At 65.3% G+C, this 26,400-nt stretch carries 28 protein-coding genes and 1 tRNA gene; 14 read left to right on the forward strand and 15 right to left on the reverse strand.

Translation table 11 applies throughout. The features are described from left to right. Positions 1 to 40: 40 nt before the first annotated feature. The 3 genes from argJ to LV28_RS27115 all read left to right on the forward strand — a co-directional run bounded on the left by argJ (position 41) and on the right by LV28_RS27115 (position 2,890). Positions 41 to 1,270 (forward strand): bifunctional glutamate N-acetyltransferase/amino-acid acetyltransferase ArgJ, encoded by a 1,230-nt coding sequence (argJ, locus tag LV28_RS27105; RefSeq protein WP_023594068.1) that lies wholly within the window; start codon positions 41 to 43, stop codon positions 1,268 to 1,270. Between the two features lie 217 nt (positions 1,271 to 1,487). Then, entirely contained in the window at positions 1,488 to 2,372 is an 885-nt protein-coding gene (locus LV28_RS27110) for an ATP-binding protein (protein ID WP_023594069.1), read from the forward strand. An 83-nt stretch (positions 2,373 to 2,455) separates the two neighbouring features. Continuing rightward, positions 2,456 to 2,890 carry an NUDIX domain-containing protein gene (locus LV28_RS27115; protein WP_023872389.1) on the forward strand — a complete coding sequence of 145 codons (435 nt, stop codon included), beginning with the start codon at positions 2,456 to 2,458 and terminating at the stop codon, positions 2,888 to 2,890. 138 nt (positions 2,891 to 3,028) lie between these two features. Here LV28_RS27115 and yacG read toward each other — a convergent pair whose 3' ends face one another. From yacG to LV28_RS27160, 9 genes are all read right to left on the reverse strand, one after another. Next, positions 3,029 to 3,223: a DNA gyrase inhibitor YacG gene (gene yacG / locus LV28_RS27120; protein WP_038618870.1), complete on the reverse strand. Its 195-nt coding sequence runs from the start codon at positions 3,221 to 3,223 to the stop codon at positions 3,029 to 3,031. Between the two features lie 4 nt (positions 3,224 to 3,227). Beyond that, on the reverse strand, positions 3,228 to 3,983 hold the full coding sequence (zapD, locus tag LV28_RS27125) for a cell division protein ZapD (RefSeq protein WP_023594072.1): 756 nt from the start codon (positions 3,981 to 3,983) through the stop codon (positions 3,228 to 3,230). Positions 3,984 to 4,114: 131 nt separating this feature from the next. Continuing rightward, positions 4,115 to 4,738 carry a dephospho-CoA kinase gene (gene coaE / locus LV28_RS27130; RefSeq protein WP_023594073.1) on the reverse strand — a complete coding sequence of 208 codons (624 nt, stop codon included), beginning with the start codon at positions 4,736 to 4,738 and terminating at the stop codon, positions 4,115 to 4,117. Beyond that, complete coding sequence (locus LV28_RS27135; protein WP_038618868.1) at positions 4,735 to 5,649, reverse strand: prepilin peptidase; 915 nt, start codon at positions 5,647 to 5,649, stop codon at positions 4,735 to 4,737. Before LV28_RS27135 ends, coaE begins: the two co-directional genes overlap by 4 nt. Then, a complete protein-coding gene (locus LV28_RS27140) occupies positions 5,646 to 6,866 on the reverse strand; it encodes a type II secretion system F family protein (protein ID WP_038618865.1) in 1,221 nt (406 codons plus the stop codon). The genes LV28_RS27135 and LV28_RS27140 overlap by 4 nt, the downstream gene beginning before the upstream one ends. A 150-nt stretch (positions 6,867 to 7,016) precedes the next feature. Beyond that, positions 7,017 to 8,237 (reverse strand): GspE/PulE family protein, encoded by a 1,221-nt coding sequence (locus LV28_RS27145; RefSeq protein WP_038618861.1) that lies wholly within the window; start codon positions 8,235 to 8,237, stop codon positions 7,017 to 7,019. A 120-nt stretch (positions 8,238 to 8,357) separates the two neighbouring features. Next, complete coding sequence (locus LV28_RS27150) at positions 8,358 to 9,650, reverse strand: HlyC/CorC family transporter (protein ID WP_023872384.1); 1,293 nt, start codon at positions 9,648 to 9,650, stop codon at positions 8,358 to 8,360. A gap of 114 nt (positions 9,651 to 9,764) precedes the next feature. Continuing rightward, entirely contained in the window at positions 9,765 to 10,520 is a 756-nt protein-coding gene (locus LV28_RS27155; protein WP_023594079.1) for an anti-sigma factor family protein, read from the reverse strand. Further along, entirely contained in the window at positions 10,517 to 11,047 is a 531-nt protein-coding gene (locus tag LV28_RS27160; protein WP_038621638.1) for a sigma-70 family RNA polymerase sigma factor, read from the reverse strand. Before LV28_RS27160 ends, LV28_RS27155 begins: the two co-directional genes overlap by 4 nt. A 157-nt stretch (positions 11,048 to 11,204) precedes the next feature. Between LV28_RS27160 and LV28_RS27165 the strand changes: the two genes are divergently transcribed. Together LV28_RS27165 and LV28_RS27170 are read left to right on the forward strand one after the other, a co-directional pair. Further along, the gene (locus LV28_RS27165) at positions 11,205 to 12,293 is read left to right on the forward strand and encodes a catalase family peroxidase (protein ID WP_038618857.1); all 1,089 of its coding nucleotides are present in this window, start codon (positions 11,205 to 11,207) and stop codon (positions 12,291 to 12,293) included. Continuing rightward, positions 12,293 to 12,823, forward strand: coding sequence for a cytochrome b (locus LV28_RS27170; protein ID WP_023872381.1), 531 nt, complete (start codon positions 12,293 to 12,295; stop codon positions 12,821 to 12,823). Before LV28_RS27165 ends, LV28_RS27170 begins: the two co-directional genes overlap by 1 nt. 165 nt (positions 12,824 to 12,988) lie before the next feature. Here the strand turns inward: LV28_RS27170 and LV28_RS27175 are convergent. Both LV28_RS27175 and LV28_RS27180 read right to left on the reverse strand, forming a co-directional pair. Next, a tRNA-Pro gene (locus LV28_RS27175) sits at positions 12,989 to 13,065 on the reverse strand. Positions 13,066 to 13,087: 22 nt separating this feature from the next. Further along, positions 13,088 to 14,017, reverse strand: a complete 930-nt coding sequence (locus LV28_RS27180; RefSeq protein WP_024788526.1) for a polyprenyl synthetase family protein — start codon at positions 14,015 to 14,017, stop codon at positions 13,088 to 13,090. 327 nt (positions 14,018 to 14,344) lie between these two features. Between LV28_RS27180 and rplU the strand changes: the two genes are divergently transcribed. The 4 genes from rplU (at position 14,345) to proB (ending at position 17,479) form a co-directional block, all read left to right on the forward strand. After that, positions 14,345 to 14,656, forward strand: coding sequence for a 50S ribosomal protein L21 (gene rplU, locus LV28_RS27185; protein ID WP_023594141.1), 312 nt, complete (start codon positions 14,345 to 14,347; stop codon positions 14,654 to 14,656). Between the two features lie 28 nt (positions 14,657 to 14,684). Further along, positions 14,685 to 14,945 (forward strand): 50S ribosomal protein L27, encoded by a 261-nt coding sequence (rpmA, locus tag LV28_RS27190; RefSeq protein ID WP_023594142.1) that lies wholly within the window; start codon positions 14,685 to 14,687, stop codon positions 14,943 to 14,945. Between the two features lie 148 nt (positions 14,946 to 15,093). After that, positions 15,094 to 16,239 carry an Obg family GTPase CgtA gene (gene cgtA / locus LV28_RS27195; protein WP_038618854.1) on the forward strand — a complete coding sequence of 382 codons (1,146 nt, stop codon included), beginning with the start codon at positions 15,094 to 15,096 and terminating at the stop codon, positions 16,237 to 16,239. A 106-nt stretch (positions 16,240 to 16,345) separates the two neighbouring features. Further along, positions 16,346 to 17,479 carry a glutamate 5-kinase gene (gene proB / locus LV28_RS27200; protein ID WP_023594144.1) on the forward strand — a complete coding sequence of 378 codons (1,134 nt, stop codon included), beginning with the start codon at positions 16,346 to 16,348 and terminating at the stop codon, positions 17,477 to 17,479. A 205-nt stretch (positions 17,480 to 17,684) separates the two neighbouring features. Here the strand turns inward: proB and LV28_RS27205 are convergent, their stop codons facing one another. Together LV28_RS27205 and LV28_RS27210 are read right to left on the reverse strand one after the other, a co-directional pair. After that, on the reverse strand, positions 17,685 to 18,260 hold the full coding sequence (locus LV28_RS27205; protein ID WP_023594145.1) for a CNP1-like family protein: 576 nt from the start codon (positions 18,258 to 18,260) through the stop codon (positions 17,685 to 17,687). Positions 18,261 to 18,402: 142 nt separating this feature from the next. Beyond that, the gene (locus tag LV28_RS27210; protein WP_023594146.1) at positions 18,403 to 19,050 is read right to left on the reverse strand and encodes an RNA pyrophosphohydrolase; all 648 of its coding nucleotides are present in this window, start codon (positions 19,048 to 19,050) and stop codon (positions 18,403 to 18,405) included. Positions 19,051 to 19,264: 214 nt separating this feature from the next. Between LV28_RS27210 and LV28_RS27215 the strand changes: the two genes are divergently transcribed. Both LV28_RS27215 and LV28_RS27220 read left to right on the forward strand, forming a co-directional pair. Next, entirely contained in the window at positions 19,265 to 21,004 is a 1,740-nt protein-coding gene (locus LV28_RS27215; RefSeq protein ID WP_023872352.1) for a proline--tRNA ligase, read from the forward strand. A gap of 129 nt (positions 21,005 to 21,133) precedes the next feature. Continuing rightward, positions 21,134 to 21,727 carry a MarC family protein gene (locus LV28_RS27220; RefSeq protein WP_023594148.1) on the forward strand — a complete coding sequence of 198 codons (594 nt, stop codon included), beginning with the start codon at positions 21,134 to 21,136 and terminating at the stop codon, positions 21,725 to 21,727. A 118-nt stretch (positions 21,728 to 21,845) separates the two neighbouring features. Here the strand turns inward: LV28_RS27220 and LV28_RS27225 are convergent, their stop codons facing one another. Then, complete coding sequence (locus LV28_RS27225) at positions 21,846 to 22,394, reverse strand: hypoxanthine-guanine phosphoribosyltransferase (protein WP_023594149.1); 549 nt, start codon at positions 22,392 to 22,394, stop codon at positions 21,846 to 21,848. Positions 22,395 to 22,500: 106 nt separating this feature from the next. After that, positions 22,501 to 23,865, reverse strand: coding sequence for a signal recognition particle protein (gene ffh, locus LV28_RS27230; protein ID WP_023594150.1), 1,365 nt, complete (start codon positions 23,863 to 23,865; stop codon positions 22,501 to 22,503). A 136-nt stretch (positions 23,866 to 24,001) separates the two neighbouring features. On the opposite strand from ffh, the gene LV28_RS27235 reads away from it, so the two are divergent. The 3 genes from LV28_RS27235 (at position 24,002) to LV28_RS27245 (ending at position 25,895) form a co-directional block, all read left to right on the forward strand. Next, positions 24,002 to 24,886 carry a cytochrome C assembly family protein gene (locus tag LV28_RS27235; RefSeq protein ID WP_023594151.1) on the forward strand — a complete coding sequence of 295 codons (885 nt, stop codon included), beginning with the start codon at positions 24,002 to 24,004 and terminating at the stop codon, positions 24,884 to 24,886. A 6-nt stretch (positions 24,887 to 24,892) separates the two neighbouring features. Continuing rightward, positions 24,893 to 25,177, forward strand: coding sequence for a PP0621 family protein (locus LV28_RS27240; RefSeq protein ID WP_023594152.1), 285 nt, complete (start codon positions 24,893 to 24,895; stop codon positions 25,175 to 25,177). Positions 25,178 to 25,382: 205 nt separating this feature from the next. Next, on the forward strand, positions 25,383 to 25,895 hold the full coding sequence (locus tag LV28_RS27245) for a DUF1269 domain-containing protein (protein ID WP_023594153.1): 513 nt from the start codon (positions 25,383 to 25,385) through the stop codon (positions 25,893 to 25,895). The last annotated feature ends 505 nt before the right edge of the window (positions 25,896 to 26,400 follow it).

Genomic DNA, 26,400 nt, shown 5'->3' on the forward strand with positions numbered 1-26,400 from the left:
GGCGGGAGCTGCAACCCTTTCCTCTCGCGGGCGAACCCACATGGCCGTCAATTTCCCCTCGATCGAAGCCTCCCAACTGCGCGCCGTGCCCGGCGTCGAGCTGGGTTGGGCCGAAGCCAATATCCGCAAACCGAACCGCAAGGACGTGCTGGTCATGCGCCTGGCCGCCGGCAGCACCGTGTCGGGCGTGTTCACCACGAACCGCTTCTGCGCCGCACCGGTGACGGTGTGCAAGGCGCATCTCGCGGCGCAAGCGGGCATCCGCGCGCTCGTGGTCAACACCGGTAACGCCAACGCCGGGACCGGCGAACCCGGCATGGCCGCCACCCGCGCCACGTGCGACGCGCTGGCCAAGCTCCTGTCGGTGGCGCCGAATCAGATCCTGCCGTTTTCGACCGGCGTGATTCTCGAGCCCCTGCCGGTCGATCGCCTCGTGGCGGGGCTGCCGCAGGCGATTGCCAACCTGGCGCCGGCGCACTGGTATGAAGCCGCGCAGTCGATCATGACGACCGACACGCTGCCCAAGGCCGCGTCGCGCGAGATCGTGATCGACGGCAAGCCCATCGTGCTCACGGGCATCAGCAAGGGCGCCGGCATGATCAAGCCGAACATGGCGACCATGCTCGGCTTCGTCGGCACCAACGCGCGCGTGGCGCAGCCGGTGCTCGACGCCCTCGTGAAGTACGTGGCGGACCGCTCGTTCAATGCCATCACCATCGATGGCGATACGTCGACCAACGACTCGTTCATCGTGGCCGCCACCGGACAGACCGATCTGCCGGAAATCGCCAGCACGGATACGCCCGCATTCGCCGCCTTCCGCGACGCCCTGCTGTCGATCTCGCAGGAGTTGGCGCAGTTGATCGTGCGCGACGGCGAGGGCGCCACGAAGTTCATCACCGTGACGGTCGAAGGCGGCCGCGACGTGGCGGAATGCCGCCAGATCGCCTATGCCATCGGGCACTCGCCGCTGGTCAAGACGGCATTCTTCGCCTCCGATCCGAACCTGGGCCGCATTCTGGCCGCCATCGGATATGCCGGCGTGAACGACCTCGACGTCAGCAAGATCGACCTGTATCTGGACGATGTGCTGGTCGCCCGCGCCGGTGGGCGCAACGCGGATTACCGCGAGGAAGACGGCCAGCGCGTGATGAAGCAAAGCGAGATCACGGTGCGCGTGGTGCTCGGCCGGGGCGACGCCGCGGCAACGCTGTGGACGTGCGACCTTTCGCACGACTACGTGAGCATCAACGCCGACTACCGTTCCTGAGCCCTGACGCGACGGCCTGGCGCTTCTCACCCGAAGCGCGGCCGTCGGCGCAGAGCGGCGACGCCCGACCGGCGTCGCGCGTGCGTCGGTGGAAGCGGCCGATCTCATCGGCCCACGCCGGCAGGTGGCACGAGCACCGTGGCGCACAGCGAAGGGAAACGACAACACGACGAAGCATCCACACAGGCGCCCGTGAGTGGCGCGGGGATTTCGAATCATGGACAAGCTTGAGCAGTTCCTTACGCGCGCCGAAGGCGTGCTCGCCCGACTGGAGGCCATGCTGCCCCCGGCGACGCCCGAGATCGATTGGGATTCGGCCGTTGCGTTTCGCTGGCGCAAGAAGCAAGGCCGCGGGTTTCTGCAGCCGGTGGCACACGTCTCCGCCATCACGCTGGGGGATCTGCAGAACATCGAGCGTCAGAAGGCGCTTATCGAACAGAATACGCGCCAGTTCGTGCAAGGCGAACCGGCCAACAACGTACTGCTCACCGGCGCGCGCGGCACGGGCAAGTCGTCGCTGATCAAGGCCTGTCTGAATCAGTACGCCTCGCAAGGGTTGCGCCTCATCGAGGTGGACAAGGACGATCTGACCGATCTGGGCGACATCGTCGACCTGATCTCGCAGCGACCGGAGCGGTTCGTGGTGTTCTGCGACGATCTGTCGTTCGAAGACGGTGAGTCGGGCTACAAGGCATTGAAGGTCGCACTCGACGGCTCGGTGGCCGCGCAGTCCGACAACGTGCTGATTTACGCGACGTCGAACCGCCGTCACCTGTTGCCCGAGTACATGAAGGATAACGAGAGCTATCGCCACACCGACGACGGGGAAATCCATCCGGGCGAAGTGATCGAGGAGAAGATCTCGCTGTCCGAGCGCTTCGGGTTGTGGGTGAGCTTCTATCCGTTCAAGCAGGACGACTACCTGACGATCGTCTCTCACTGGCTGCAGCATTTCGGTGTGCCCGAGAGCCAGACGGAGAGCGCGCGCCACGAAGCGCTGATCTGGGCGCTGGAGCGCGGATCGCGCTCGGGCCGCGTCGCGTTTCAGTTCGCGCGCGACTGGGCCGGCAGGCAGCGCGGTGCTGCGTCGACGGCGCCATAACGATCCGGCGCGGGCGGCGTCCGGCGTGGTCCAGAGGCCTTCGCTCGCCCGCAACGGAAATTCCGCAGGTATTGTGCAGTGATATGACAGATTCGAAACAAGTGGCGCCCGATGGGCGTCCCATCACGGAAGTGGCCGTCGGCGTGATGGTGCGCCCGGACGGTACGGTGTTGCTCGGGCAGCGCCCAGCAGGCAAGCCTTACGCCGGTTACTGGGAGTTTCCGGGCGGCAAGCTCGAGGCCGGCGAATCGGTTGCGGCGGCGCTTGCGCGCGAGCTGCACGAGGAACTGGGGGTAACCGTCGAGCGCTGCGCGCCGTGGCGCGTGCTTGAACACGACTACCCGCACGCTTATGTGCGGCTGCATTTCTGCAAGGTCACGGCATGGCAGGGCGAGCCGCATGGCAAGGAAGGCCAGGCGCTGGCGTGGGAGCGGCCGCCCGTAAGCGTCGAACCGTTGTTGCCTGCGGCACTTCCGCCCTTGACGTGGCTTGCCGAAGAGTTGGCGGCACGATCGTAGCCGGCGCAGGCCGCGCGAACGCCGGCATGGTGCTGGCAGCGCTGGGCGGATTGAACGAGATTGGACGCCGTGGCGCGTGATTGCGTGGATTTGAAGCGATCGCCGAGACGCGCGACGATGCCGGCGTAGCGACGCCGGTCAGCGGTCTGTCGGATCGAGCGGTGCGTCCCTCGAGGGGGCGTCCGGCGATTCGGCGGGGATCGTATACTTTTCGGCGGCCCAGGCGCCCATGTCGATCTGCTTGCAACGTTCGGAGCAAAACGGACGGAACTTGGCTTGCGGCCCCCAAACCACCTTCTTGCCGCAGGTCGGACAGTTCACGACGGTCGTCATGGCCTTACAGATTGCAGAGCGTGAGCAGGAACGGCACGTCGTTGTCGACAGGACGCGGCTTCAGATCGCCGTCCTGCGTCGTGAAGCGCACCCACAGCATGTACTTGTTGGCGCTCGCCTCGGGGATGACGCGCAGATCCGCGGCGACCCGTACCTGCATGAGCTGGTACACGCGGCCGGTCAGCATCTGCTGATAGCTGCCCTGCTGCGCCATCGCCTTGCTCGCGTGGCCAGATTCGCGGGCGAGGCCGAGCACGATGCCGATGGCGTCGCGCAGCGGCAGGAGCGGCCCGATCCATTTGTCGATGTCGCTACGGCGCTGCTCGGTGTCATTGTGACGCCATGCGTAGTAGGACGGGAGATCGAAGCGGCAGGTGCCGCCCGGAATGACCGAGCGGCTGCGAATGCTCGCGAGCCACTCATTGTCGTTCAGGTGCTGGCCGGGCTTGCCGGGAATCTGGTTGAGATTCGCGATCGCCAGCTCGACTTCGCCGATGAACTGTTCGAGCGCGTCGGAAGCGATATCGGGATTGCCGCGATACGTTTGCAGGGTCTGACGCTGGCGGTCGAGCTCCTTGACCAGTTCATTCTTCAGGTCGGTGCGCCCGGCAATGTCGGCGATCTCGAACATCGTGGTCAGCGCCGCATGGTGATCGAGCGGCTGATCCTGTCCCACGAAGAAGGCAAAGCGCCCGAACAGCTCTTCGAGCCGAAGCAGCGTGCGAATGCGTTCGTTGAGCGGATATTCGTACAGGATCAAGCGCGGTGGCCCAAAAGTTGGCGCTGTTCAGCGTAATGGCGACATTCTAATGCGGGAATCTGTCGAGGTGCAACGCGAGTGGGCGCTCAATCGAGGCCGAAGCTCGTGCGTTACGCAGGAAATGCGGTGCACTAGGCCGATTCGCCGCCCTTTTCCTGCGTCGCGAGCCTCAGATAGGCCGCGTGCAACCGATCGACCTGCGGCTCGAGAGGCGCGTGCTGGGCGTCGTTGTCGATCACGTCGTCCGCTTCAGCCAGACGCTGTGCGCGCGTCGCCTGACGCGCCATGATCGCCTGGACCTGCTCGCGCGAAAAACGATTGCGCGACATCACGCGCGCGATTTGCGTTTCTTCCGTGCAGTCGACCACGAGCACGCGCTGCACGCGGGCTCGCCAGGTGCCGGACTCCACCAGCAGCGGCACGACGAATATCAGATATGGCCCGTCGGCCTCGGCGGCGGCCCGTTCACACTCGGTCCGGATCAAGGGATGGGTAATCGCCTCCAAACGGGCTTTTGCGGCATCGTCGGTGAATACCGCTTCGCGCATCCGGGCCCGGTCGAGCGAGCCGTCGGGGGCCACGAACGCGTCGCCGAATTCGCGCCGGATCGCCGGCATCGCCGCGCCGCCGGGCGCCGTGATGCTGTGCGCGATGGCGTCGGTATCGATGATGGCGATGCCATGCGTGGCGAACAGATTGGCGACGGTCGTCTTGCCGCTGCCGATGCCGCCGGTCAGGCCGATGGCGTAAGTCATGGGGTTCCTCCAATCCAGATCATCAGTCCGTTGCCGCCGAACAGCGTGATCATGCCCGCTGCGGCGAGAAAAGCGCCGAACGGGAACATCTGGTCGCTGCGCAGTCGTCCGGCGAGCCACGCCGCCCCCGCTACGCCGACCGCAAGCAGGCAGGCGAGCGTGATGATCTGCAGCAGTGCGCTCCATCCGAACCAGGCGCCCAGGGCGGCATAAAGTTTGAAGTCGCCGAAACCCATGCCTTCGCGGCGCCGCAGCCACCAGTACACCCAGTACAGGGCCCAGAGGCTCAGGTATCCCACGGCCGCGCCGATGACGGCCGAAGGCAGCGCCGCGAACCAATGGCCGAGATTGCAGAGCAGGCCCGCCCAGAGCAGCGGCAGCGTGAGAATGTCGGGGAGGAGTTGCGTGTCGTAGTCGATGTAGGCGAGCGCGATGAGCGTCCAGACCAGCGCGAGCGCGCCAAGGCTCTGCCAGGTCGGGCCGAAGCGCCAGCCGATCGCCGCGCTGAGCATGCCGGCGAGCGCCGACAACTGCCATCGACGGTGCGGCGCCGTCGCGGATCCCGCAAGGCCGGGCTCGCAAAGGTAGGCGCCGGGCGTCAATGCGGCGCAGGGATGCTCGCTCTGATGCGTCGCTGCCGCACGCTGAAGGCCGTGTGCGCCGGACGTGCAGGGGGATGAAGGTGTCGCGGCTGCCGAGGCCGTGGTGAATGGCGTCGGCACGAAGTCGGCGGCCTGCATTTCTTCGCGCCATGCCCGCTCGACCGCTGCCGGCACACGGCGAATGACGACATCGAGGCCGAGCCCGGCCACCATGCCCGCCAGTGCAAACAAGGCCAGGCGCCAATGGGGTTCCAGTTGCGCGAGCCAATCGACGAGAAGCGGTTCCGCGAAGCCATTCATGCTGTTCATGCAACACCGTATCCGAGTTGGAACATCGGCAGGTACATGGCGAGGACCATGCCGCCGATCAGCAGGCCGAGAAACGTAATCATCATGGGTTCCAGCGTCGCGCACGCACGAACCAGTGCATGCGAGGCTTCTTCGTCGAGCAGGCCGGCGGCCTGGTTGAGCATGCGCCCGAGTGTACCCGATTCCTCCCCGATTACCGACAGTTGGGCCAGGATCAGAGGCCAGTGCGCACTGGCTTCGAGCGACGTGGCAAGGCGCCCGCCGCGCACGACGCCACGGTGCACGTCATGCGCCGCGCGCTGCATGACGAGATTGCCGCAGGCGCCTGCGGCGGCGTCCATCGCATCAGGCAGCGCAACGCCGGCGTCGAGCAGCGTGCCGAGCGTTCTCGCCCAACGAGCCGCACATAACAGGCGCACGATTCGACCCGCGCCCGGCAGCGTCAGCAACACGCGGTCCATGGCTGTGCGCATGCGTGCGCTCCGCCGCATCGCGCCCGCCATCACGAGGCCGCATCCGCCCGCACCGGCCAGCAGCCACGGCCCGTTCACGAGTGACGCGCGTGAAACGTCGATCAACCATCGGGTGAGCGGCGGGAGCGGCACGCCGCCGCCGGCGGCGCTGGCAAAGAGGCGTTCGAACTCCGGAATGACCCATTGCAGCAGCGCGACCACAACGACGATCGCCACGGCGAGCACGGTCAAGGGGTAGGCCAGGGCGCGTTGCAGCTTCTCGCGCACGGCACGTGTGTGGTCGTACTGAGCGCTCAGTCGCGCCAACGTCGGGCCCAGTTGCCCACCGAGTTCCCCGGCGGCGATCAATTGGCAGTCGACGCGGCTGAAGCGGCGACTCGTTCGCGCCAGCGCCTGTGCCAACGGGTGCCCCAGTCCGACATCCAGCGCCACATCCGATGCCAGTTGTCTGAGTCCGCGCGTGTGCGCGCCGCGCGCGAGGACGTCGAGCGCGGACGTGAGCGGCACCCCGGCGCCGAGTAGCGTGGCGAGGCGTCGAACGAAGTCCGTGGCATCGTTTGCCGCGACACGCCCCGACGCGATATGGCGCCGCCCGGGGCGCAGGTGCGTGACGCTCAGGCGTTGGCTTCGCAACGCGAGTCGTGCAGCGGCTTCGCCATTGGCGATCACTTCGCCTCGTCTGCGCTGGCCGTCGGCATCGCGCCCCTCCCAGTGCCAGCGGCGTTTCGTTGTGGCGCGGGTCATGAGGCGTGACCTCGCCATTCGCGCAAGGCCAGCGGCGAACCATACAGGCACGGCGTTTGCCTGAACCGTCGGCGGTCAGCGGCTCGGGTGAGCGCCGGGGATGCCAATGCCGGGGTGCGCATCGCCGCGTCCGTCTTCGGTTCGATGGTGTCAGGCCGGCGTGATGGCATCGACATCCTCCCTGCTGACGGTGCCCGAGGCCGCGTGCCAAAGCCCTGCCTCGCGCAAGCTCATCACACCCTCGCTTTCGGCCTGGGCCGCCAGTTCGTGCGGACTTCGCGCCTGCGCGATGTTGGTCGCCTGTGTCGCGCTGATTGGCATGACCTGGAAGGCGCCGATGCGTCCCGCGAAGCCGGTGCCGTGGCATCGCATGCACGCGTGGCCCGCGCGTGCCGCCGTCTCACGAGCGCGATTCGGCTCGCACCCGGCAGGGCAGCGGCGACGCAGCAGCCGCTGTGCGCTGATGAGGAGCAGTGTCGATGAGAGATTGAACGGTGCGACACCGAGGTCGAACAGGCGCGCCAGTGTGCCTGGCGCATCGTTGGCGTGAACGGTGGCGAAAACCAGATGTCCGGTTTGGGCGGCCTGCACGGCAATTTCCGCCGTTTGCGCGTCACGGATTTCGCCGACGACCAGCACATCCGGGTCCTGCCGGAGGAACGCGCGAAGGGCCGTGGCGAAGTCGAGCCCGGCCCGTTCGTTGAGATTGACCTGCGTGAGACCCGGCAACCGGATTTCCACCGGATCCTCGATCGTGACGATATTGCGCGACGTGTCGTTCAGGCGGCGCAGGCAGCTGTACAGCGAGACAGTCTTGCCGCTGCCGGTCGGACCGGTGAGCAAAATCATGCCATGCGGTCGCGCGATCGCCCGTGTGAGCGCCAGATACTGCTTCGGCGTGTAGCCGAGCCCCTCCAGCGACAACGGGACCTTGGCGCCGTCGAGCAGCCGCACCACGAGTTTTTCGCCGTACAACGTGGGCAGGGCACTCACCCGGCATTCGACCGGGTCTCCCGCGTCGCGCCACACCATGCGGCCGTCCTGGGGCAGGCGTTTCTGCGCGATGTCCAGGTTGGCCAGCACCTTGATTCGCGAGACGAGCATGTCGCGCCACGGCAAGGGCACGTCGTGATGCTCCTGCAGTTGCCCGTCGACGCGCAGTCGAACGCGAAAGCGTTCGGCCATCGGTTCGAAGTGGATGTCGGAAGCGCCGGCGCGAATCGCGTCGCTCAGCACCTGTTCGAGCAGGCGCAGTGGCGACGTGGCGTTACCGGACGCGTAGACCTCGATGTCACGCGCTGCCGGCGAAGGGGCGATCGTGCGACCGGACGGGGGCGCCCCCGCGGCAGCATCGGAAGGATGCAAGGACATGGCAAGGAATGACGAGAGCTTCGTGAGGCTCCAGTCTCGTCAAAACCTCGGGCTGGCTCAATCGGAATTGCCCGAAAAATGAGCGTCGTCACGCGCAGTGATCGACCTGCCGATGCGCGTCTAGTCGCGAGACGGCGTGCGTGCCGTGGGCCTGAACAGGCGCACCGTCTTGATCGCCTGGTTGTCGATCTGCACGATCTCCATGCGCACGTCGCCGATCTCCAGGCTGACGGCCGCCTCGGGAATTTCGCGCAGCATTTCGAGGATCAGGCCGTTGAGCGTCTTCGGGCCATCGGTCGGCAAATGCAGCCCCAGGCGCCGGTTCAGGTCGCGCAGTCCCACGCCGCCACCCACCAGGCACTCGCCCTGTGTCGTCCAACCGGAACGGCTGCCGCCGGCCCCCGGCACGCTGGTCGTGAACTCGCCGATGAGCTCCTCGATGATGTCTTCCGTCGTGACAAGGCCTTCGACTTCCCCGTATTCATTGACGACCAGGCCGACACGCCGGTGGTTCTCCTGGAAGTATTGCAACTGACGCAGGGCCGGGGTGTCGCTCGGGATGAAATACGGATCGACGAGCAGGGCGCGCAACGTGTCCGCCGAAAGGTCGTCGGGATGACGCAATGCCGAGAGCGTGCGGCGCACCGGCAGGATGCCGATCACGCGATCGATGTCGCCGTCGTACACCGGCAGCTTGTTGTGGTAGCACGTCTCGAGCTGGCTGAGAATGGTGTCGAGCGGCGCGGAGATGTCGAGCGCCTCGATGCGCGCGCGCGGCACCATCACGTCGTCGACGGTGATGTTCTCGAGATCGAGCAGGTTGAGCAGCACGCTGCGCGGCTTGGTCGGCATGTAGTTGCCGGCCTCGAGCACGATCGTGCGCAGCTCTTCCGTGGTGAGGCGCACGTCGCCGGCCGCGCGGCGCGTGTCGATGCGCAGCACGCGCAGCAGGCCGCGCACGAATCCGTTGAGCACCCATACCAGGGGCGTGGCGACCGTGACGATCGGCTTGAGCGGCATGCTGACCGAGAGCGCGATGCGCTCGGGATAGGTCGCGCCGACGATCTTCGGACCGATTTCCGCAAAGATGATGATGAGCAGCGCGATCACGGCGGTCGCGATCGACAGCGTGAGCGCGTCGTTGCCAAAGTAGCGCACCGCGATCGACGTGGTGAGCACCGGAACGACGGTATTGATGACGTTATTGCCGACGAGGATCGTCGAGAGCAGATCCTCGGTGCGCGACAGGAGCCCTTGCGTCGACCGGGCACCGTGCACGTTCATGCGCACGAGATGCTTCAGGCGATGACGGTTGAGCGCCATCATGCTCGTTTCCGAAATGGAAAAGAATCCCGAGCAGATGATCAGGAGAGCGACGGCGCAAAGCTGCGCCCATAAGGGCAAGGATTCCAAGCGATGGGGTGCGCGTATGGCGCAGGGGGTTCACAATGAGTTGTCACTATAGCAGAGGGCATCGCGGCGTTTGGCGTCTCGGCGGCGGACGACGGGGGGCTCGGCCCGAACGGCTCACGTCTGCTGATTCAGCGCCCGGACCACCGCCTTTTGCGCGAGACTGTCCGCCGGCCCGACCACTGCGTAATTCATTCCGTTGACCGACCCGTAGCGCGCGAGCAACTGTCCGTCCATGCGTTCGCCGGCCGCCATCAGATGCTGCGCCGACTCCGGCGGTCTCAGGTAGAAGCTCAGCGTGCGTCCCGCATCGTCCTGATACAGCACCATTGCGGCGGCGCCGTGCCCGGTCGCGAACAGGCGTCCGCCAACCGGTCGGAATCCCGCCGCGCTCAGATCGGGCAACACCGCCGACTTTCCGACGCGCGTGGTGAGCCACGTCTGCAATTCGCCCGCGCTCGACGGCCTGAAGTCCACTTTCGCCGTCCCGTCCACGACCATCATCCGGTACGCCTCGACCGCATCGCTCATCGGTGGCACGCCCGGTGACGCGTTCCAGCCCCGCGCCTGCCATCCGCCGAACGTGCCCAGTCCGATGCAGAACACGAATGACGCGGCCATCGCAAACCGCATGCGCGAGCGCGCCGCGCGCCGCGCGCGGATCGCACGCGGGTCGAGCGCCGGATTGTCGCCTGGCATGCGCACGCTTTCGAGCGCCGCGCGCAGTCGCTGTGCATCCTGGCGCCATTGCCGGACCCGCTCAGCCTGTGCCGGATGCAGTGCGAGATGACGTTCCACGGCAGCGCGCGCTTCGTCGTCGAGCTGCCCGTCGACATAAGCCTGGAGATCATGTTCGTCGGGACGGATGTTCATTTCTTCATCAACCGCAAAGAAGGGGTGGCAGGTTCGCCGTCGCTCAGTTGACGCAGCGCCTGGCGTGCGCGTGAAAGCCGCGACATCACTGTGCCGATCGGCACATCGAGCAGATCGGCGACTTCCTGGTACGTGCAGCCTTCGACCGCGACGAGCAGCAACAGACTGCGTTGCTCGTCGGACAGCCGCCCGAACGCTTCGAGCGTCGCGCGCGCGGCCACCTCGCGTTCGGCGGAGGGCCAGTGCGACTCATCGTCGTCGCGCATGCGCCCGAGCAGCCAGGCGTAACGTTTCGCGCTGCGCTTGCCGTCGAGAAACTGCCGGTAAAGGATCGTGAACAACCAGCTGCGCAGCGATGCATCCTCGCGGCGGCTCGTCCAGCGCGACAGCGCGCGCTCGAGCGTCGCCTGCACGAGATCGTCGGCGGCGTGGACGTCGCGCGCCAACCAGAGCGCGAAACGTCGCAGCCGGGGGATGAGTTCGCGTAACGCGTCGTCGTCGGGAGCGTCGGGAGCGTTTGAGGGCATGGCCGGGCCGGTTGCCGAAAGCGTGGAGATGCCACGTAAGACGCCGGTCGGCGTCATCTATTCCATCAGCGTACGAAAAATTTCGTCGATGGAATAAGGCGGCGCGGGGAGCGTCCTAAGCGCGTTCGACAATGATCTGACGATCGGGAGTGAATTCATGGAGCAATCTTCTTCCTCGCAGCCGCCGACGCGTGTCGCGTGGCGCTGGGCCGTGATCGGCGGCGCGGTGGCTGGCGTGGCCGTCGCGTTCGGGTATGTCGGCGGCTGGCTCGCACCCGCGCGCCTGACGCCGCATCGGCTCGTCGACGCGCTGCAGGCCAACAGCGGCGTGTATCCCGGCTTTCGGCGCAATCACGCGAAGGGCGTGTGTGTGACCGGGTACTTCGAAGGCAATGGTGTCGCGAGCGCGTATTCCATCGCGCAGTTCTTCAAGGCGGGCCGCACACCGGTGGTCGGCCGCTTCGCGTTGCCGGGCGGCAATCCGTATGCGCCCGACAGCAGCGTGCCGATTCGAAGCCTGGCGTTGAAGCTGACGGCGCCGGACGGCGAGCAATGGCGCACTGGAATGAACGCGATGTCCGTGTTTCCGGTGGCGACGCCGCAGGCGTTCTACGAGCAGACGGTCGCGACCCGGCCCGATCCGAAGACCGGCAAGCCGGACCCCGCGAAGGTGAAGGCGTTCTTCGACGCGCATCCGGAGACGGCTGCGTTTCGCGACTGGATCAAGGGGGCGAAGCCGAGCGCGAGTTTCGTCACCGAGCGCTATTACGGATTGAACGCGTTCTATTTTGTCGACGCGGCCGGACAGCGACGCGCGGTGCGGTGGCGTGTCGAGCCTGAGCAAACGGCAGGCGCGGGCGAGGTCGCGACAGCTTCGGATCCCGACGTGCTGGCGCAGGATCTGACGCGCCGCATCGCGCAAGGCGCGCAGAAGTGGAAGTTGTTGGTCACGCTTGCAGCCCCCGGCGATCCGGTCGACGACGCGACGAAGGTCTGGCCCGCGCAGCGCACGACGATCGACGCAGGCACGCTGGTGCTTGACCACGTGGCGCCGCAGGACAGCGGGTCGTGCCGGGATGTGAATTACGACCCCACGGTGCTGCCGCAGGGGATTCAGGTATCCGGAGATCCGTTGCTGGCGGCGAGGTCGGCCGCGTATGCGGATTCGTATCTGCGCCGAACGAGTGAAGAGGCCGGTGTGGCCGGGGTGGCCGGTGTGGCGCGATTGAGTGCGGAGGGACGGTGATGAGGGCTTCTACGACGTTTGGTTTGCCGGCGCGCGTGTTGCATTGGGTGATGGCGGCGATGGTGCTCACGATGCTGTTCGTCGGCGTGGGGATGGTGGCGTCCGTGTCCGAGCGGCACGAATTCCTGGTCGCGTTGCACAAGCCACTGGGAATCGCTGTGCTGATGCTGGTGTGTGTGCGGATCGTGGTGCGGTTTTCGTCGAAGCCCCCCGCGTTGCCCGAGGATCTGCCCCGATGGCAGAAATCGGCCGCGCATGGATCGCATGTCGCGCTGTATGCGTTGATGATCTCGATGCCGTTGATCGGGTGGGCGATGCTCTCGGCGGGCGGGTATCCGGTGACGCTGGGCGGTGGCGTGCAGTTGCCGGCAATCGTATCGGCCAGTCCGGTGACGTTTGCGTGGCTCAGGGTCGCGCATCGCGTGCTGGCGTATCTGTTCTTTCTGACATTCCTGGCGCATTTCGCGGCGGCGCTTTACCACGGCCTGATTCGCAGGGATGGGGTTGTGCGGACGATGGTGGGGAGGTGAGAGAGGTGCGGCGAGATGCGTTTTGTGCGTCTTGCCGCAGCGACGGTCGGCAACGGTGGAAGCCTGGCGGCAGAACCGAGGGACAGTGGCGACGGATTCGCCAATGCCGACCGCACAAACAAAAACAGCGGGTTGGATAACCCGCTGCTTCGTCATACAAATGTTTGGTCGGGGTGAGAGGATTCGAACCTCCGGCCTCTACGTCCCGAACGTAGCGCTCTACCAGGCTAAGCTACACCCCGCTTCGATACTGCTACTTCGCTTTTAAGTGCGTCGCGCTATCGAGTAAGAACATAATTCTAGCAGGCTATTTTTGTAATTGGAAGAGGGAAGCGCAGAAATAATTTGTGCGGCGGCGTCCGCCTCTTCCTTCGCGCGTGCGAGCGTGTAATCGAGTGCGCCCGTGCGCGTGATCGCTGCGAGGATCGGTTCGAACTTGTCGGTGCCGCCATTCTCGATGGCTTCGCGCACGAGGGCACGCTCGTCTTGCGTGCCGTGTTGCAGCACATGAATGAGCGGCAGCGTCGGTTTGCCTTCGCGCAGATCGTCGCCCGCGTTCTTACCCATCGCGTCGGTGTCGCCGGCGTAATCGAGCCAGTCGTCCATCAGTTGAAAGGCCGTGCCGAGACGACCGCCGTATTCGCGCACCGCCGCTTCGGTCTGCGCGTCGGCGTTGGCGAGCACCGCGGCGAGTTGAGTGGCCGCTTCGAACAGCGTGGCGGTCTTGTACTTGATGACCTGAAGGTAACGCGCTTCGTCGACGTCGGGGTCGTGCATGTTCAGCAACTGCAGCACTTCGCCTTCGGCGATCACATTCGTCGCACGCGCGAGGATCTGCATCACGCGCATATTGTCCACGCTCACCATCATCTCGAACGAGCGCGAGTACAGAAAGTCGCCGACGAGCACCGATGCGGCATTGCCGAACAAGGCATTGGCCGTTTGCTTGCCGCGACGCAGATCGGATTCGTCGACCACGTCGTCATGCAGCAAGGTCGACGTATGAATGAACTCGATGACGGCCGCCAGCTCGAAACGTGCCGGCGACGTCACACCGAGCGCATTGGCCACGAGCAGCAGCAGCGCCGGGCGCAACCGTTTGCCGCCCGAGTTGATGATGTACTCCGAGATCTGATTGATCAGGACCACCTCGGAGGCCAGCCGGTGGCGGATAAGCTGGTCGACGGCACGCATGTCGTCGGCGATGGCGGCCAGTACGTTCTGGGAAGAAGTCGAAGCAGTCAAGACAAGGCTCGGGTGAGGAAAAATTCGCCCCAAATTATATAGTGGGCGAGGGCACTTTCGGGTACCAGCCCCGCGGAATGACTGGGTTCACGGAAGTCTTTGACGCAAAAGGAGAAAGTCTGTATAATCCCCGGTTTTCGTGCGCGCATTCATTGCGCCGGGTCCGAAAATACCTCGGTATTACGGTTCGCGGCGCGGGTGCTGGCCGGTAAGTCGAGTCCTTTCGGGACCCTCGGTCTGCGCGAAAATTCTCTTGTTTATGAGTGAGGTTCAACAATGTACGCGGTCATAAAAACCGGCGGTAAGCAATATAAGGTTGCTGCTGGCGAAAAGCTCAAAGTAGAACAGATACCGGCTGACATTGGCGCTGAAATCACCATCGACCAGGTTCTCGCCGTTGGCGAGGGCGAATCGATTAAGTTCGGTGCGCCGTTGGTCAGTGGGGCTTCCGTCAAGGCTACCGTTGTCGCCCAAGGTCGTCACCCCAAGGTGAAGATTTTCAAGATGCGCCGTCGCAAGCACTACCAAAAGCGTCAAGGCCATCGCCAAAACTACACCGAGCTGCGCATCGACAGCATCAACGGCTAATCGATCGAGCTAGGTAAGGAGTTAAGTCATGGCACACAAAAAAGCAGGCGGATCGTCCCGTAACGGCCGCGATTCCGAGTCGAAGCGCCTTGGCGTGAAGGTGTACGGCGGTCAGGCAATCCTGGCTGGCGGCATCATCGTTCGCCAACGTGGTACTCGTATGCATGCCGGCGAAAACGTCGGTATCGGTAAGGACCACACGCTGTTTGCACTGACCGATGGTCACGTGCAATTCGCCGTCAAGGGCGCAGCGAAGAAGCAAGTGGTCAGCGTGGTGCCGGCAGCGTAAGCTAAGCCTTTTGCCACCAAAAGGCTCCGCTCTCATGCGGAGCCTTTTTTGTTTGTCCCGTCCGCGCAGCCGTCCACGGCGCCGGGCGAGGGCCATTGGACAGTGTTAGGATCGTCTGCGGACGGTCGATTGAGCGGAACGGAACCCCATGAAATTCATTGACGCAGCGCGTATCGAGGTGATCGCCGGGAACGGCGGCAACGGCTCGGCATCGATGCGCCGCGAGAAATTCGTGCCGTTCGGCGGACCCGACGGCGGCGACGGCGGTCGCGGCGGCAGCGTGTTTGCCGTGGCCGATCGCAACATCAATACCCTGATCGATTATCGCTATTCGAAGAAGCATCTGGCGAAGAACGGCGAATCGGGTCGGGGCTCGGATTGCTATGGCAAGGGCGGGGAAGACATCTTCCTGCGCATGCCGGTCGGCACGATCATCACCGACATGGACACGGGCGAGACCATCGCCGACCTGACGGAACACGGTCAGGAAGTCGTGCTCGCCAGGGGCGGTGCGGGCGGTCTGGGCAACCTTCACTTCAAGTCGAGCACGAACCGCGCTCCGCGTCAGAAGACCGATGGCAAGCCCGGCGAGCGCCGCATGCTCCAGCTCGAGCTCAAGGTGCTCGCGGACGTCGGCCTGCTCGGCATGCCCAACGCGGGCAAGTCGACGTTCATCGCCTCGGTGTCGAACGCGCGACCGAAGGTCGCCGACTATCCCTTCACGACACTCCACCCGAACCTGGGCGTGGTGCGCACCGCGCCGGGCAAGAGCTTCGTGATTGCCGACATTCCCGGTTTGATCGAGGGCGCGGCCGAGGGGGCCGGCCTTGGTCACCAGTTCCTGCGTCACCTGCAGCGCACCGGCTTGCTGCTGCACATCGTTGACATCGCGCCGTTCGACGAAGGCGTCGATCCGGTGGCCGACGCCAAGGCCATCGTGCTCGAGCTTCAGAAGTACGACGAAGCGCTGTTCCAGAAGCCGCGCTGGCTGGTGCTCAACAAGGTGGACATGGTGCCGGAGGCCGAGCGCGCCGAGCGCGTGGCCGATTTCCTCGGGCGCTTCGGCTGGGACGGTCCCACGTTCGAAATCTCCGCGCTGACGGGCGAGGGCTGCGAAAAGCTCTGCCTGGCCGTGCAGGAGTATCTGTATCAGCAACGTGGTGCCGTCGAGGAAGCGATCGAAGATGCCGCACTCGATCCGCGCTTCCGCACGGGTAGCGCCGCGCCGGTCGCGGACGCCGCCGCCGCCGGCACACCGCCACAAACGTCCCCGGACGACGCGCCAAAGGCGTAAACTCCCATCACTCGAAACGCCGGCGTGGACAACTGTGTCATCGTCGGCGCTCCGGCCGCGCCCCGCGGCCCGTCTTCCCAATACATCCGCAGGAGAATCCAGTTCCATGCGTTCGGTCATCGCCGATGCCAGGCGGCTCGTGGTGAAAGTGGGGTCCAGTCTCGTGACCAATGACGGTCGCGGGCTGGATGATGTCGCGATTGCGCGCTGGGCGCAGCAGATCGCCGCATTGCGGCACGGCGGAGACGGCCGCGCACCCAAGCAGGTGGTGCTGGTGAGTTCGGGCGCGATCGCCGAGGGAATGCAGCGCCTGGGCTGGGCGCGCCGTCCGAAAGCCATCGACGAATTGCAGGCCGCCGCCGCCGTGGGGCAGATGGGCCTGGCGCAGGTCTACGAAACGCGCTTCGCGGAGCATGGCGTGCGTACCGCGCAGATCCTGCTCACGCACGCCGACCTGGCCGATCGCGAGCGTTATCTGAATGCGCGCACGACGCTGCTCACGCTGCTGCGTCTGGGCGTGGTGCCGATCATCAACGAGAACGACACGGTCGTGACCGACGAAATCAAGTTCGGCGACAACGACACGCTGGGCGCGCTCGTGACCAACCTCATCGACGGCGACGCCCTTGTCATCCTGACCGATCAGTCGGGGCTGTACACGGCCGACCCGCGCAAACATCCCGACGCCGAATTCGTGCACGAAGCGCAGGCGGGCGACGAGCGCCTGGAGGCGATGGCCGGCGGCGCGGGCTCCAGCATCGGGCGCGGTGGCATGCTGACCAAGATCCTGGCCGCCAAGCGCGCCGCAACGAGTGGAGCGCATACGGTGATCGCATCGGGTCGCGAGGCCGACGTGCTCGTACGCCTGGCCGGCGGTGAGGCCATTGGCACGCAACTCGTGGCGCGCACGGCGGTCCTCACGGCGCGCAAGCAGTGGATGGCCGACCATCTGCAGGTGCGTGGCCGCGTCGTGATCGACGCCGGCGCCTGCAAGAAGCTGGCGGAAGAGGGCAAGAGCCTGTTGCCGATCGGTGTGATCGATGTGGAAGGCACGTTTGCCCGCGGCGAAGTGATCGCCTGCGTGGATGAGGCCGGTCATGAAGTCGCTCGCGGGCTGTCGAACTACAGCGCTTCGGAAACACGGCTGATTCGTCGCCACGCGAGCACCGACATCGAGCAGGTGCTGGGCTTCGCCAACGAGCCCGAGCTGATCCATCGAGACAATCTGATCCTGCGCTGAACGCCCGAGAGTGTTTGATTCGGACAATAAATAGTAAACGCCGGCGCGCGAGACGCGACCGGCGTTTTTTTATGGCGCGGGGATTGTCGCCGGGCTTCCGCCTCTCATTATCGAGCGCCCCACGACTTGCGACCCTGCGGCACGCGGAACGGGACCGGCGTGCCGTGCGGCGTCGATCATGCGCGACGGGTGTCGCTCTGCACGATCAGCGGTATTCGGGGTGGGTGGTCGGGTAGCGCAGGCCTTGCACGATGGCCTTGGCGTTGCCCAGCGGCGTCTTGTCCTGGCAGAGGTAGTCGCGGTACAGAATGCCCTGATAGGCTGTCGCGCCGTAGGGGCGGATGGGGCGCCACTCGCTGTTGCGTGCGGGAACCCACGTGCCGTCCGGGCGGCCGGTCGCGTAAAGACGCGTCTCGAACGTCGAGCAATGCATGCCTTCGTACGAAACATTGCGTGCGCCCTGCTTGCTGCGGATCACGGCGATGTAGCGGACCACGCCGTCGTCCGTGACCTGCACCGATTTCGCGTCGATGGCGTAATCGAGCGTCGCATTGGGCAGCGTGGGAAAGCTCACGAGATCGGCGTCGTTCGGCGCGGCCGTGGGCAGGGTGACCTCGGCTTCTTTCCATTTGCCCTTGGCGGCCTCCTGCTGGGCGAGGTATTCGTCGAAATCCTGCACGGGTTGCGACGGCGTGCTGCTGCAGGCGGCGATCAGCGACAGGGCGGCCAGAGAGACGAGCGTGGCCAGGCGCGGCGCGCGGCGGGCGAGGGAGGAGCGCATGGAATGTGGTCGGGAAATCGGTTGGATGTCTGGTAAACGAATGCGGATCATCCGCATGGCATCCCGCAGGATGCCGGATCGAAAGCGAACGCGGGCACGACGCCCGCGTCCGGTGGTGTGACACGCCGTTGCCGGCGGTGGTTCAGTGCTCCCGGTGGGGGACGTCGGTACCCGTCGGTCCGTTGGCGCCGGACATGTCGGTCAAGCCGGCCCCACTGTCCGGAGCGTCTTGTCCGCTCGTGCCCCCCGGGGGCAACTCGCCGACCCGTGCGCCCGCGCGAGGAAATCGCCGCCGGTCCTGCTGGGCCCGCGCCGCCGAGCGTCGCAGATAGCGCGAGAGTTCGTTCAGGGCGAGTTGATACACCTCGCGCTTGAACTCGATCACGGCATCGAGCGGCACCCAGTACTCGTTCCAGCGCCAGGCATCGAACTCGGGATGATCGGTCGCACGCAAGCAGATATCGCAATCGCGACCCACCATGCGCAGCAGGAACCAGATTTGCTTCTGGCCCCGGTAATGTCCGCGCACTTCGCGCTTGATGAACTTGTCCGGCACCTCATAACGCAGCCAGTCGCGTGTGCGACCGATGATTTTGACGTGTTCTGGCTTTAGCCCGGTTTCCTCGTGCAATTCGCGGAACATGGCCTGCTCCGGCGTTTCGCCGTACTTGATGCCGCCTTGCGGAAACTGCCAGGAGTGCTCTCCCAGCCGCTTGCCCCAGAACACTTCATTGCGTGCGTTTAAGAGGATGATGCCGACGTTCGGGCGAAAGCCTTCACGGTCAAGCATACAACCACCCTTGAATCCTTTAAAATTGCTTCGATTATAAACAGATAATCACCGGCGCGGCGGCCGGCGGCGGCTCGGGTAAGACCGGGGCGGCGCGTACGGCCGGCGGGTGTCTCAGGGGCTGCGACGCCGTTCGGGCACGCCCCGGCCTCGCTCCCGACCATTGACCGAACCGCTGCGCGCGCCGTTGACCCTCATTTTTCCGGAAATCTGCATGAAAGCCTCCCGTTTCTTCATCGGCACCCTCAAGGAAGCTCCCGCCGACGCCGAAATCGTCAGCCACAAGCTGATGATGCGTGCCGGCATGATCCGCCGCGTTGCCGGCGGTATCTACGATTACCTGCCGATCGGCCTGCGCTCGATCCGCAAGGTCGAAGCCATCGTTCGAGAAGAAATGAACCGCGCCGGTGCGCTCGAACTGCTCATGCCGGCCGTGCAGCCGGCCGAGCTGTGGCAGGAATCGGGGCGCTGGGTGCAGTACGGTCCGGAGTTGCTGCGTCTGAAGGACCGTCATGACCGCGAATTCGTCGTCGGGCCGACCCATGAGGAAGTGGTGACCGACATCGCCCGTCGCGAGATCAAGAGCTACCGTCAACTCCCGGTGAACTTCTATCAGGTGCAGACGAAGTTCCGCGACGAGATCCGCCCGCGCTTCGGCGTGATGCGCGGCCGCGAGTTCATCATGAAGGACGCCTACTCCTTCGACAAGGATCGCGCCGGCCTGCAGGTTTCCTACCAGAAGATGTTCGATGCTTACGTGCGCATCTTCACGCGCCTGGGCCTGGAATTCCGCGCGGTGGTTGCCGACAACGGTTCGATCGGCGGCTCGGGCTCGCACGAATTCCACGTGATCGCCGAGACGGGCGAGGATTCCATCGCCTACTGCCCCACGTCGGACTATGCCGCCAACGTGGAGATGGCCGAGGCCATGGCGCCGCAAGGCGAGCGCGCCGCGCCCGCCGAAGCCATGACCAGGACCGCCACGCCGGGCAAGGCGAAGTGCGAGGCGGTCGCGGAACTGTTGTCGATTCCGCTCGAGCGCACTGTCAAGTCGATCGTGCTGGCAACCGACAGCGAGGACACCGGCACGACCGTGTGGCTGCTCCTGCTGCGCGGCGATCATGAACTCAACGAGATCAAGGCGAGCAAGGTGCCGGGGCTCGCGGGCTTTCGCTTTGCCAGCGAGGCCGAGATCGTCGAATGGTTCGGCACGCCCCCGGGCTACCTGGGCCCGGTCGGCACGAAGAAGCCGGTCAAGGTGGTGGCCGATCGCACGGTCGCCAGGATGAGCGATTTCGTGGTGGGTGCGAACGAAGTGGATTTCCACATCACCGGCGTGAACTGGGGCCGCGATCTGCCCGAGCCTGACGTGGTGTTCGATCTGCGCAACGTGGTGGCGGGTGACGCCTCGCCGGACGGCAAGGGCGAAATCGCGATTTGCCGCGGCATCGAAGTGGGGCACGTGTTCCAGCTCGGCACCAAATATTCGGATGCCATGAACGCCACCTTCCTCGACGAGACCGGCAAGCCGGCACCGATGGAAATGGGCTGCTACGGTATCGGCATCACGCGTATTCTGGGCGCCGCCATCGAACAGAACTTCGACGATCGCGGCATCATCTGGCCGGAATCGATCGCGCCGTTCGAGGTCGTACTGTGTCCGATGGGCTATGACCGGAGCGACGCGGTGCGCGCCGCCGCGGACAAACTGTACGAGGATCTGCTCGCCGCCGGCATCGACGTGATTCTGGACGACCGTGGCGAGCGTCCGGGCGTGATGTTCGCCGACTGGGAACTGATCGGTGTGCCGCATCGCGTGGTGATCGGCGACCGCGGCCTGAAGGAAGGGAAGATCGAGTATCAGGGCCGTCGCGACGAGCAGGCGCAACTGCTCGACGCCGCGTCGGTGGCCGAGGTGGTCGCCGGCAAGGTGCGCGCCGCCAAGGCGGTCTGAGTTCCTGGCATCGGTCCGGGAGGGGCGTCTCGCTTCTCCTGCTTCTCCAGCACCTCCCGGCGCCCATGGCAATCCCCGACGGCAGTCGCCCCCGCGGCTGCCGTTGTCTTATCTGCAAGCGATCCGCGCATGGAATACACCTTCGCATCGGCCACGGTACTGCTGCTGCTCATCACCGATCCGTTCGGCAATATCCCGATCTTCGTGAACGCGCTGAAAAACGTGCCCGCCCATCGGCGCCCACGCGTGATCGTGCGCGAGGTGATGATCGCCTTCGCGATCCTGCTGCTGTTCATGCTGGTGGGCGAGCGCTTTCTGCGCATGATGAGTCTCACCGACTTGTCGCTGCAACTCGCCGGCGGCATCGTGCTTTTCCTGATCGCCCTGCGCATGATCTTTCCCCGCCCCGACCAGGGCTCGTTGCCCGACGCGGGCGAGCCGCTCATCGTCCCGCTGGCGATTCCGGCGCTCGCCGGGCCTTCCGCGCTTGCCACGGTCATGCTGCTCGTGTCGCAGCAACCCGGTCGCATGGTCGAGTGGATTACCGCGCTGTGCGTGACGATGGCCGTGTGCGCGGTGGTGTTGCTACTCGCCGATCGTATCGAGCGCTGGGTCGGCTCGCGCGTGGTGGCGGCCTTCGAGCGGCTCATGGGACTGATTCTGGTGGCGATCTCGGTCGAGATGATCCTCAAGGGCGTGAAGGTCTTCGTGCATCAGTTCTAAGACCTCGCGTATGGCCACGCGCCGCCCGGTGCGGTGGGAAATCGGAAGATCGGCAATGAAAAAGGGGCCTCTCGCAAGGCCCCTTTTGCTTCGTTCCCGGGACGATGTCCCGCCACGCTCAGCGCGGTGTCGTGAGCGCGCGGATCGACGGCAGGTTGCGCCAGTAGCCCTTGGCATCCATGCCGCAGCCGAAGACATAGCGATCGGGCACGGTGAAGCCGCAGAAGTCGGGGTGCGACGGCTTGTCCTTGGTCAGGATCTTCTCGCACAGCACGGCGCTGTAGAACTTCGACGCCCCCATCTCGAGGATCCGGTCGCGAATGGCGGCCATGGTGGCGCCCTCGTCGAGGATATCGTCGAGCACGAGCACCACGCGATCACGCACCGAGTCGCGCGGCGCCACGCGCCACTGCATGGCCCCGCCGGTGGTGGTGTTGTTGTACCGCGAGAGGTGGATGTAGTCGAACTCCAGCGGGAAATCCAGCCGCGGGAGCAGCATGCCGGTGAAGACGGCCGCGCCGCCCATGACCGACAGCACCATCGGGAACTCGTCGCCGATGGCGTCCTTGATGGCCTTGGCCATCGTGTCGACGGAGCGGTTCACCTGCTCGGCGGTGACGATTTCTTCGGAATTGCGGAATACTTCGAGGGCTTCTTCGCGGTTCATATGGGGCGACCCTGTGGAACGTGTTGCGGGGATGTCGCTAATGGCGGCCCGGAGTATAGCCGGAAAACCCGGCGCTACGTCCGGACCGCGGCCGGATGCGCAAAGATCAGCGCATGCCGGGCATCATGCCCTTCATGCTGCGCATCATCTTCATCATGCCACCGCCCTTGAGCTTCTTCATCATGGTGCGCATCTGGTCGTACTGATTGAGCATGCGGTTGACTTCCTGCACCTGCACCCCGGCGCCGGCGGCGATGCGACGCTTGCGGCTCGCCTTGATGAGTTCCGGCTTTGCGCGCTCCGCGGGGGTCATCGAATTGATGATGCCTTCCATGCGGCGCACCTGCTTCTCGGCCTGGTCCATGTTCGTCTGGCTGGCAGCGGCCTGGAACTGCGCGGGCAGCTTGTCCATGAGCGACGACAGGCCGCCCATCTTCTTCATCTGGCCGATCTGCGCCTTGAAGTCGTTCAGGTCGAAGTCGCCGCCCTTCTTGACCTTGTCGGCGAGCTTTTGTGCGGCCTGCACGTCCACACCGCGCTGCGCTTCCTCGACGAGCGCGAGAATGTCGCCCATGCCGAGAATCCGGTTCGCCATGCGATCCGGGTAGAAGACTTCGAGGCCGTCGAGCTTTTCGCCCACGCCAACGAACTTGATCGGCTTGCCCGTGATGTGGCGCACCGACAGCGCGGCGCCGCCGCGCGAGTCGCCGTCGAGCTTGGTGAGCACCACGCCGGTGAGCGGCAGCGCGTCGTTGAACGCGCGCGCGGTGTTCACGGCGTCCTGACCCAGCATGGCGTCCACGACGAAGAGCGTCTCGATCGGCTTGAGTTCGGCGTGCAGGGCGCTGATCTCCTGCATCATCGCTTCGTCGATACCCAGACGACCGGCCGTATCCACGAGCAGCACGTCATGATGGTGACGACGCGCCCAGTCCACGGCTGCACGGGCGATGTCGACCGGCTTCTGGTCGGGTTGCGACGGGAAGAAGTCGGCGTCGACCTGCTGCGTGACCGTCTCGAGCTGGGCGATGGCGGCGGGGCGGTAGACGTCGGTGGAGACCGTCAGCACCTTTTTCTTCTGGCCGCGCAGCAGCTTGGCGAGCTTGCCGACGGTGGTGGTCTTGCCGGCGCCCTGCAGACCGGCCATCAGAATGATGGCGGGCGGGGTTGTGGCGAGATTGAGCTCGGCGGCACGACCTTCGTAGTCGCCGCCCATGAGCGCGGTCAGCTCGCGCTGCACCACGCCGACGAGCGCCTGGCCCGGCGAGAGGCTGGAGAGGACTTCCTCCCCCAGGGCCTTTTCCTTGACCTTGGCGATGAAATCGCGGACCACCGGCAGGGCGACGTCGGCCTCGAGCAGGGCGAGACGCACTTCGCGCAGCATTTCCTGCGTGTTGGCCTCGGTCAGGCGGGCTTCGCCGCGCAACGTCTTGACGACCTTGGCGAGGCGCGTAGTGAGATTGTCGAGCATGAAACGTATCCAGTAAAACCTGCAAGTGGCCCGGTTCGGCCCCGCCCGCGGACCGCGACCGGCTGCCGGCGGGCGGAAGCGGGGAAGTCGGCGGGGACGGCAGCGCGCCCGTCATGGGCTGGTGTAAACTTCAAACATGACTATTTTACTGTATGCGCTGACCGCCATCCTCTACGCCGGGTTGGCGGTTTGTTCGTGGCAAGGGTATCGACGCGACGCCGCGCTCGCACTCGCGGGCGGGGAGGTCGCGCCTGCGCCGGTCACGGGCACCGCGTCGCGCTGGCCGATGCAGCTCTCGCTGTTCGCCGTGCTCGTGTTGCACGGGGTGCTGCTGCATCAGACGATCTTCCGCGCCGACAGCATGCACTTCGGTTTTGCGTACATGCTCTCGGCGATGTTGTGGCTGTCGGTCGGGATCTACTGGATCGAGAGTTTCTTCTTTCCGCTCGACAGCCTGCGTCTGATGGTCACACCCGTGGCGGCCGTGGCGTGCCTGTTACCGATGATTTTTCCGGATGTGCGCATTCTGGGCTTCGCGGCCGAACCGATTTTCAAGGCGCATTTCATCATCGCGAACATGGCCTACGGACTGTTCGCGCTGGCGGCACTGCACGCATTGCTGATGATCTACGCCGAGCGGCAACTTCACCCGTCGCGCAGCGGCGAGGCAACCGGATGGCTCTCGCGCTGGCTCGAGACACTGCCGCCGCTGCTCACGATGGAAAAACTGCTGTTCCGGCTCATCGGTGCCGGGTTCGTGTTGCTGACCCTGACGCTGGTCTCCGGAGTGATGTTCTCCGAGGCGCTGTTCGGGCGCGCGGTGCGTATCGACCACAAAACCGTGTTCGCGGTGGTGTCGTGGCTGATGTTCGGCGCGGTGCTGCTGGGCCGGCACTTTTACGGGTGGCGCGGCAAGGTCGCGCTGCGTTGGGTTCTGGCGTCGTTCGTGGCGCTGCTGCTGGCGTATGTCGGCTCTCGCTTCGTGCTTGAGGTGGTGCTGCATCGCATGACGGAGACTTGAGGCGCGATGCGCAATATCCTGCTGTTACTGCTTTTGTTGATTGCGGGCACCTGGTGGATGCGAAACAACGAGCGCAAGCGCAATGCACGGGATGCGCGCATGCGGGCGTCGTCACCCAACGGCGCCGGCGCGCCGCCGCGTCAGTCGTTGCCGCCTGCCGAGCGCATGGTGCGTTGCAGCGAGTGCGACACCTATCTTCCCGAGAGTGATGCCGTCTCCGGCGCCGACGGCAAGCATTTTTGCAGCGGCGCGCATCGCGACGCGTACCTCGCGCGCGAACACCGCGTCTGAAAGCCGCCGCGCGGCCAGAGCGCGCGGCGAGCGTCCCGATGTCTCCCGGGGTTCGCGACAACCTTCATCCAGATTTCGTCACTTTCTCGCGGTCGTCCCGCAGGGGCGGCTTGCGCATGCCTGTCGCATGCACTAAAACACAGTTACCGGCCCCGTCTACAAGAACGACAACAAGGGGGCGACGACAGGAGGGCGCGACATGCTAATGCGCAGACGGATGTATTTCCTTCTCCCGGATCTGGCCAGTGCGCAGCGCACGATGAGCGACTTGCTACTCGCACGGATCGAGGAGCGTCACATCCACTTCATGGCACGTGACGAAATGGACCTGGAGGGACTGCACGAGGCCAACCTGCTGCAGACGTCCGATATCGTGCACGGCGCCGAAGCCGGGCTCGTGATCGGCGGTTTCTGCGGTCTGGCGGTCGGTGCGGTCGCGGCGTTTTTCCCCATCGTGGGCACACGTCCCCAGTGGGAATTGATGATCGTGACGGCGCCGCTTGGCGCGCTCTTCGGCGCGTGGGTGTCGAGCATGATCGGTGTCTCGGTGCCGAACTCGCGGCTCAAGACGTTCCGCGAACCGCTCGAGCGCGGCATGATCCTGCTCATGGTGGATGTGCGAGACAGCCGCGTCGACGAGATTCGCGACATGCTCAAGGCGCATCACCCGGAAGCGCACATGGAAGGGGTCGAGGCGGCGATTCCGGCATTCCCCTGATCGGTTTACAGTTTGAGACAAGCGAGGCAAGCGCATCGACAGTGAACGGCGTCACGCAGCGCACGAGTGTTACCGGCCGGCAACGGCCCAGGGCGCCGCACCTGTGAGCGGCGCGGGATGGTGCGCGTGTCGTACGACACGAGAGCAACGCCATCCCCGGGCGTGGTCACGCCCATGGAAGCCTCTCGGCCAGGTCGGGCGAGGGGCTTCTGCTTTGCCGGACGTTGCAGGCTGGCGGGGAAGTGCGCCTGCCGCCCCAGCGCTGGACGCGGCCGTCGGTCGCGACGAGCGCCGCTGCGCGAGGACAGCGCCGCAAGCGCCCGCACGCGGCACGACGCGCCGGATGATCCCGGATGTCGGGGAAAGCGGTGAACGCGGTGAACGCCGGCCCGGGTTCGTCCGGGCCGTGAGCCGACGGCGTCACGTCAAGTGGGCTACAATGGCGCCCCTCGCTCTACGGGAGTTCGTGGTGCCCGTCATGCTCCAGTCATCTGCGTCCCCTAAC

This window comes from Pandoraea pnomenusa (assembly GCF_000767615.3).
Classification (GTDB): domain Bacteria; phylum Pseudomonadota; class Gammaproteobacteria; order Burkholderiales; family Burkholderiaceae; genus Pandoraea; species Pandoraea pnomenusa.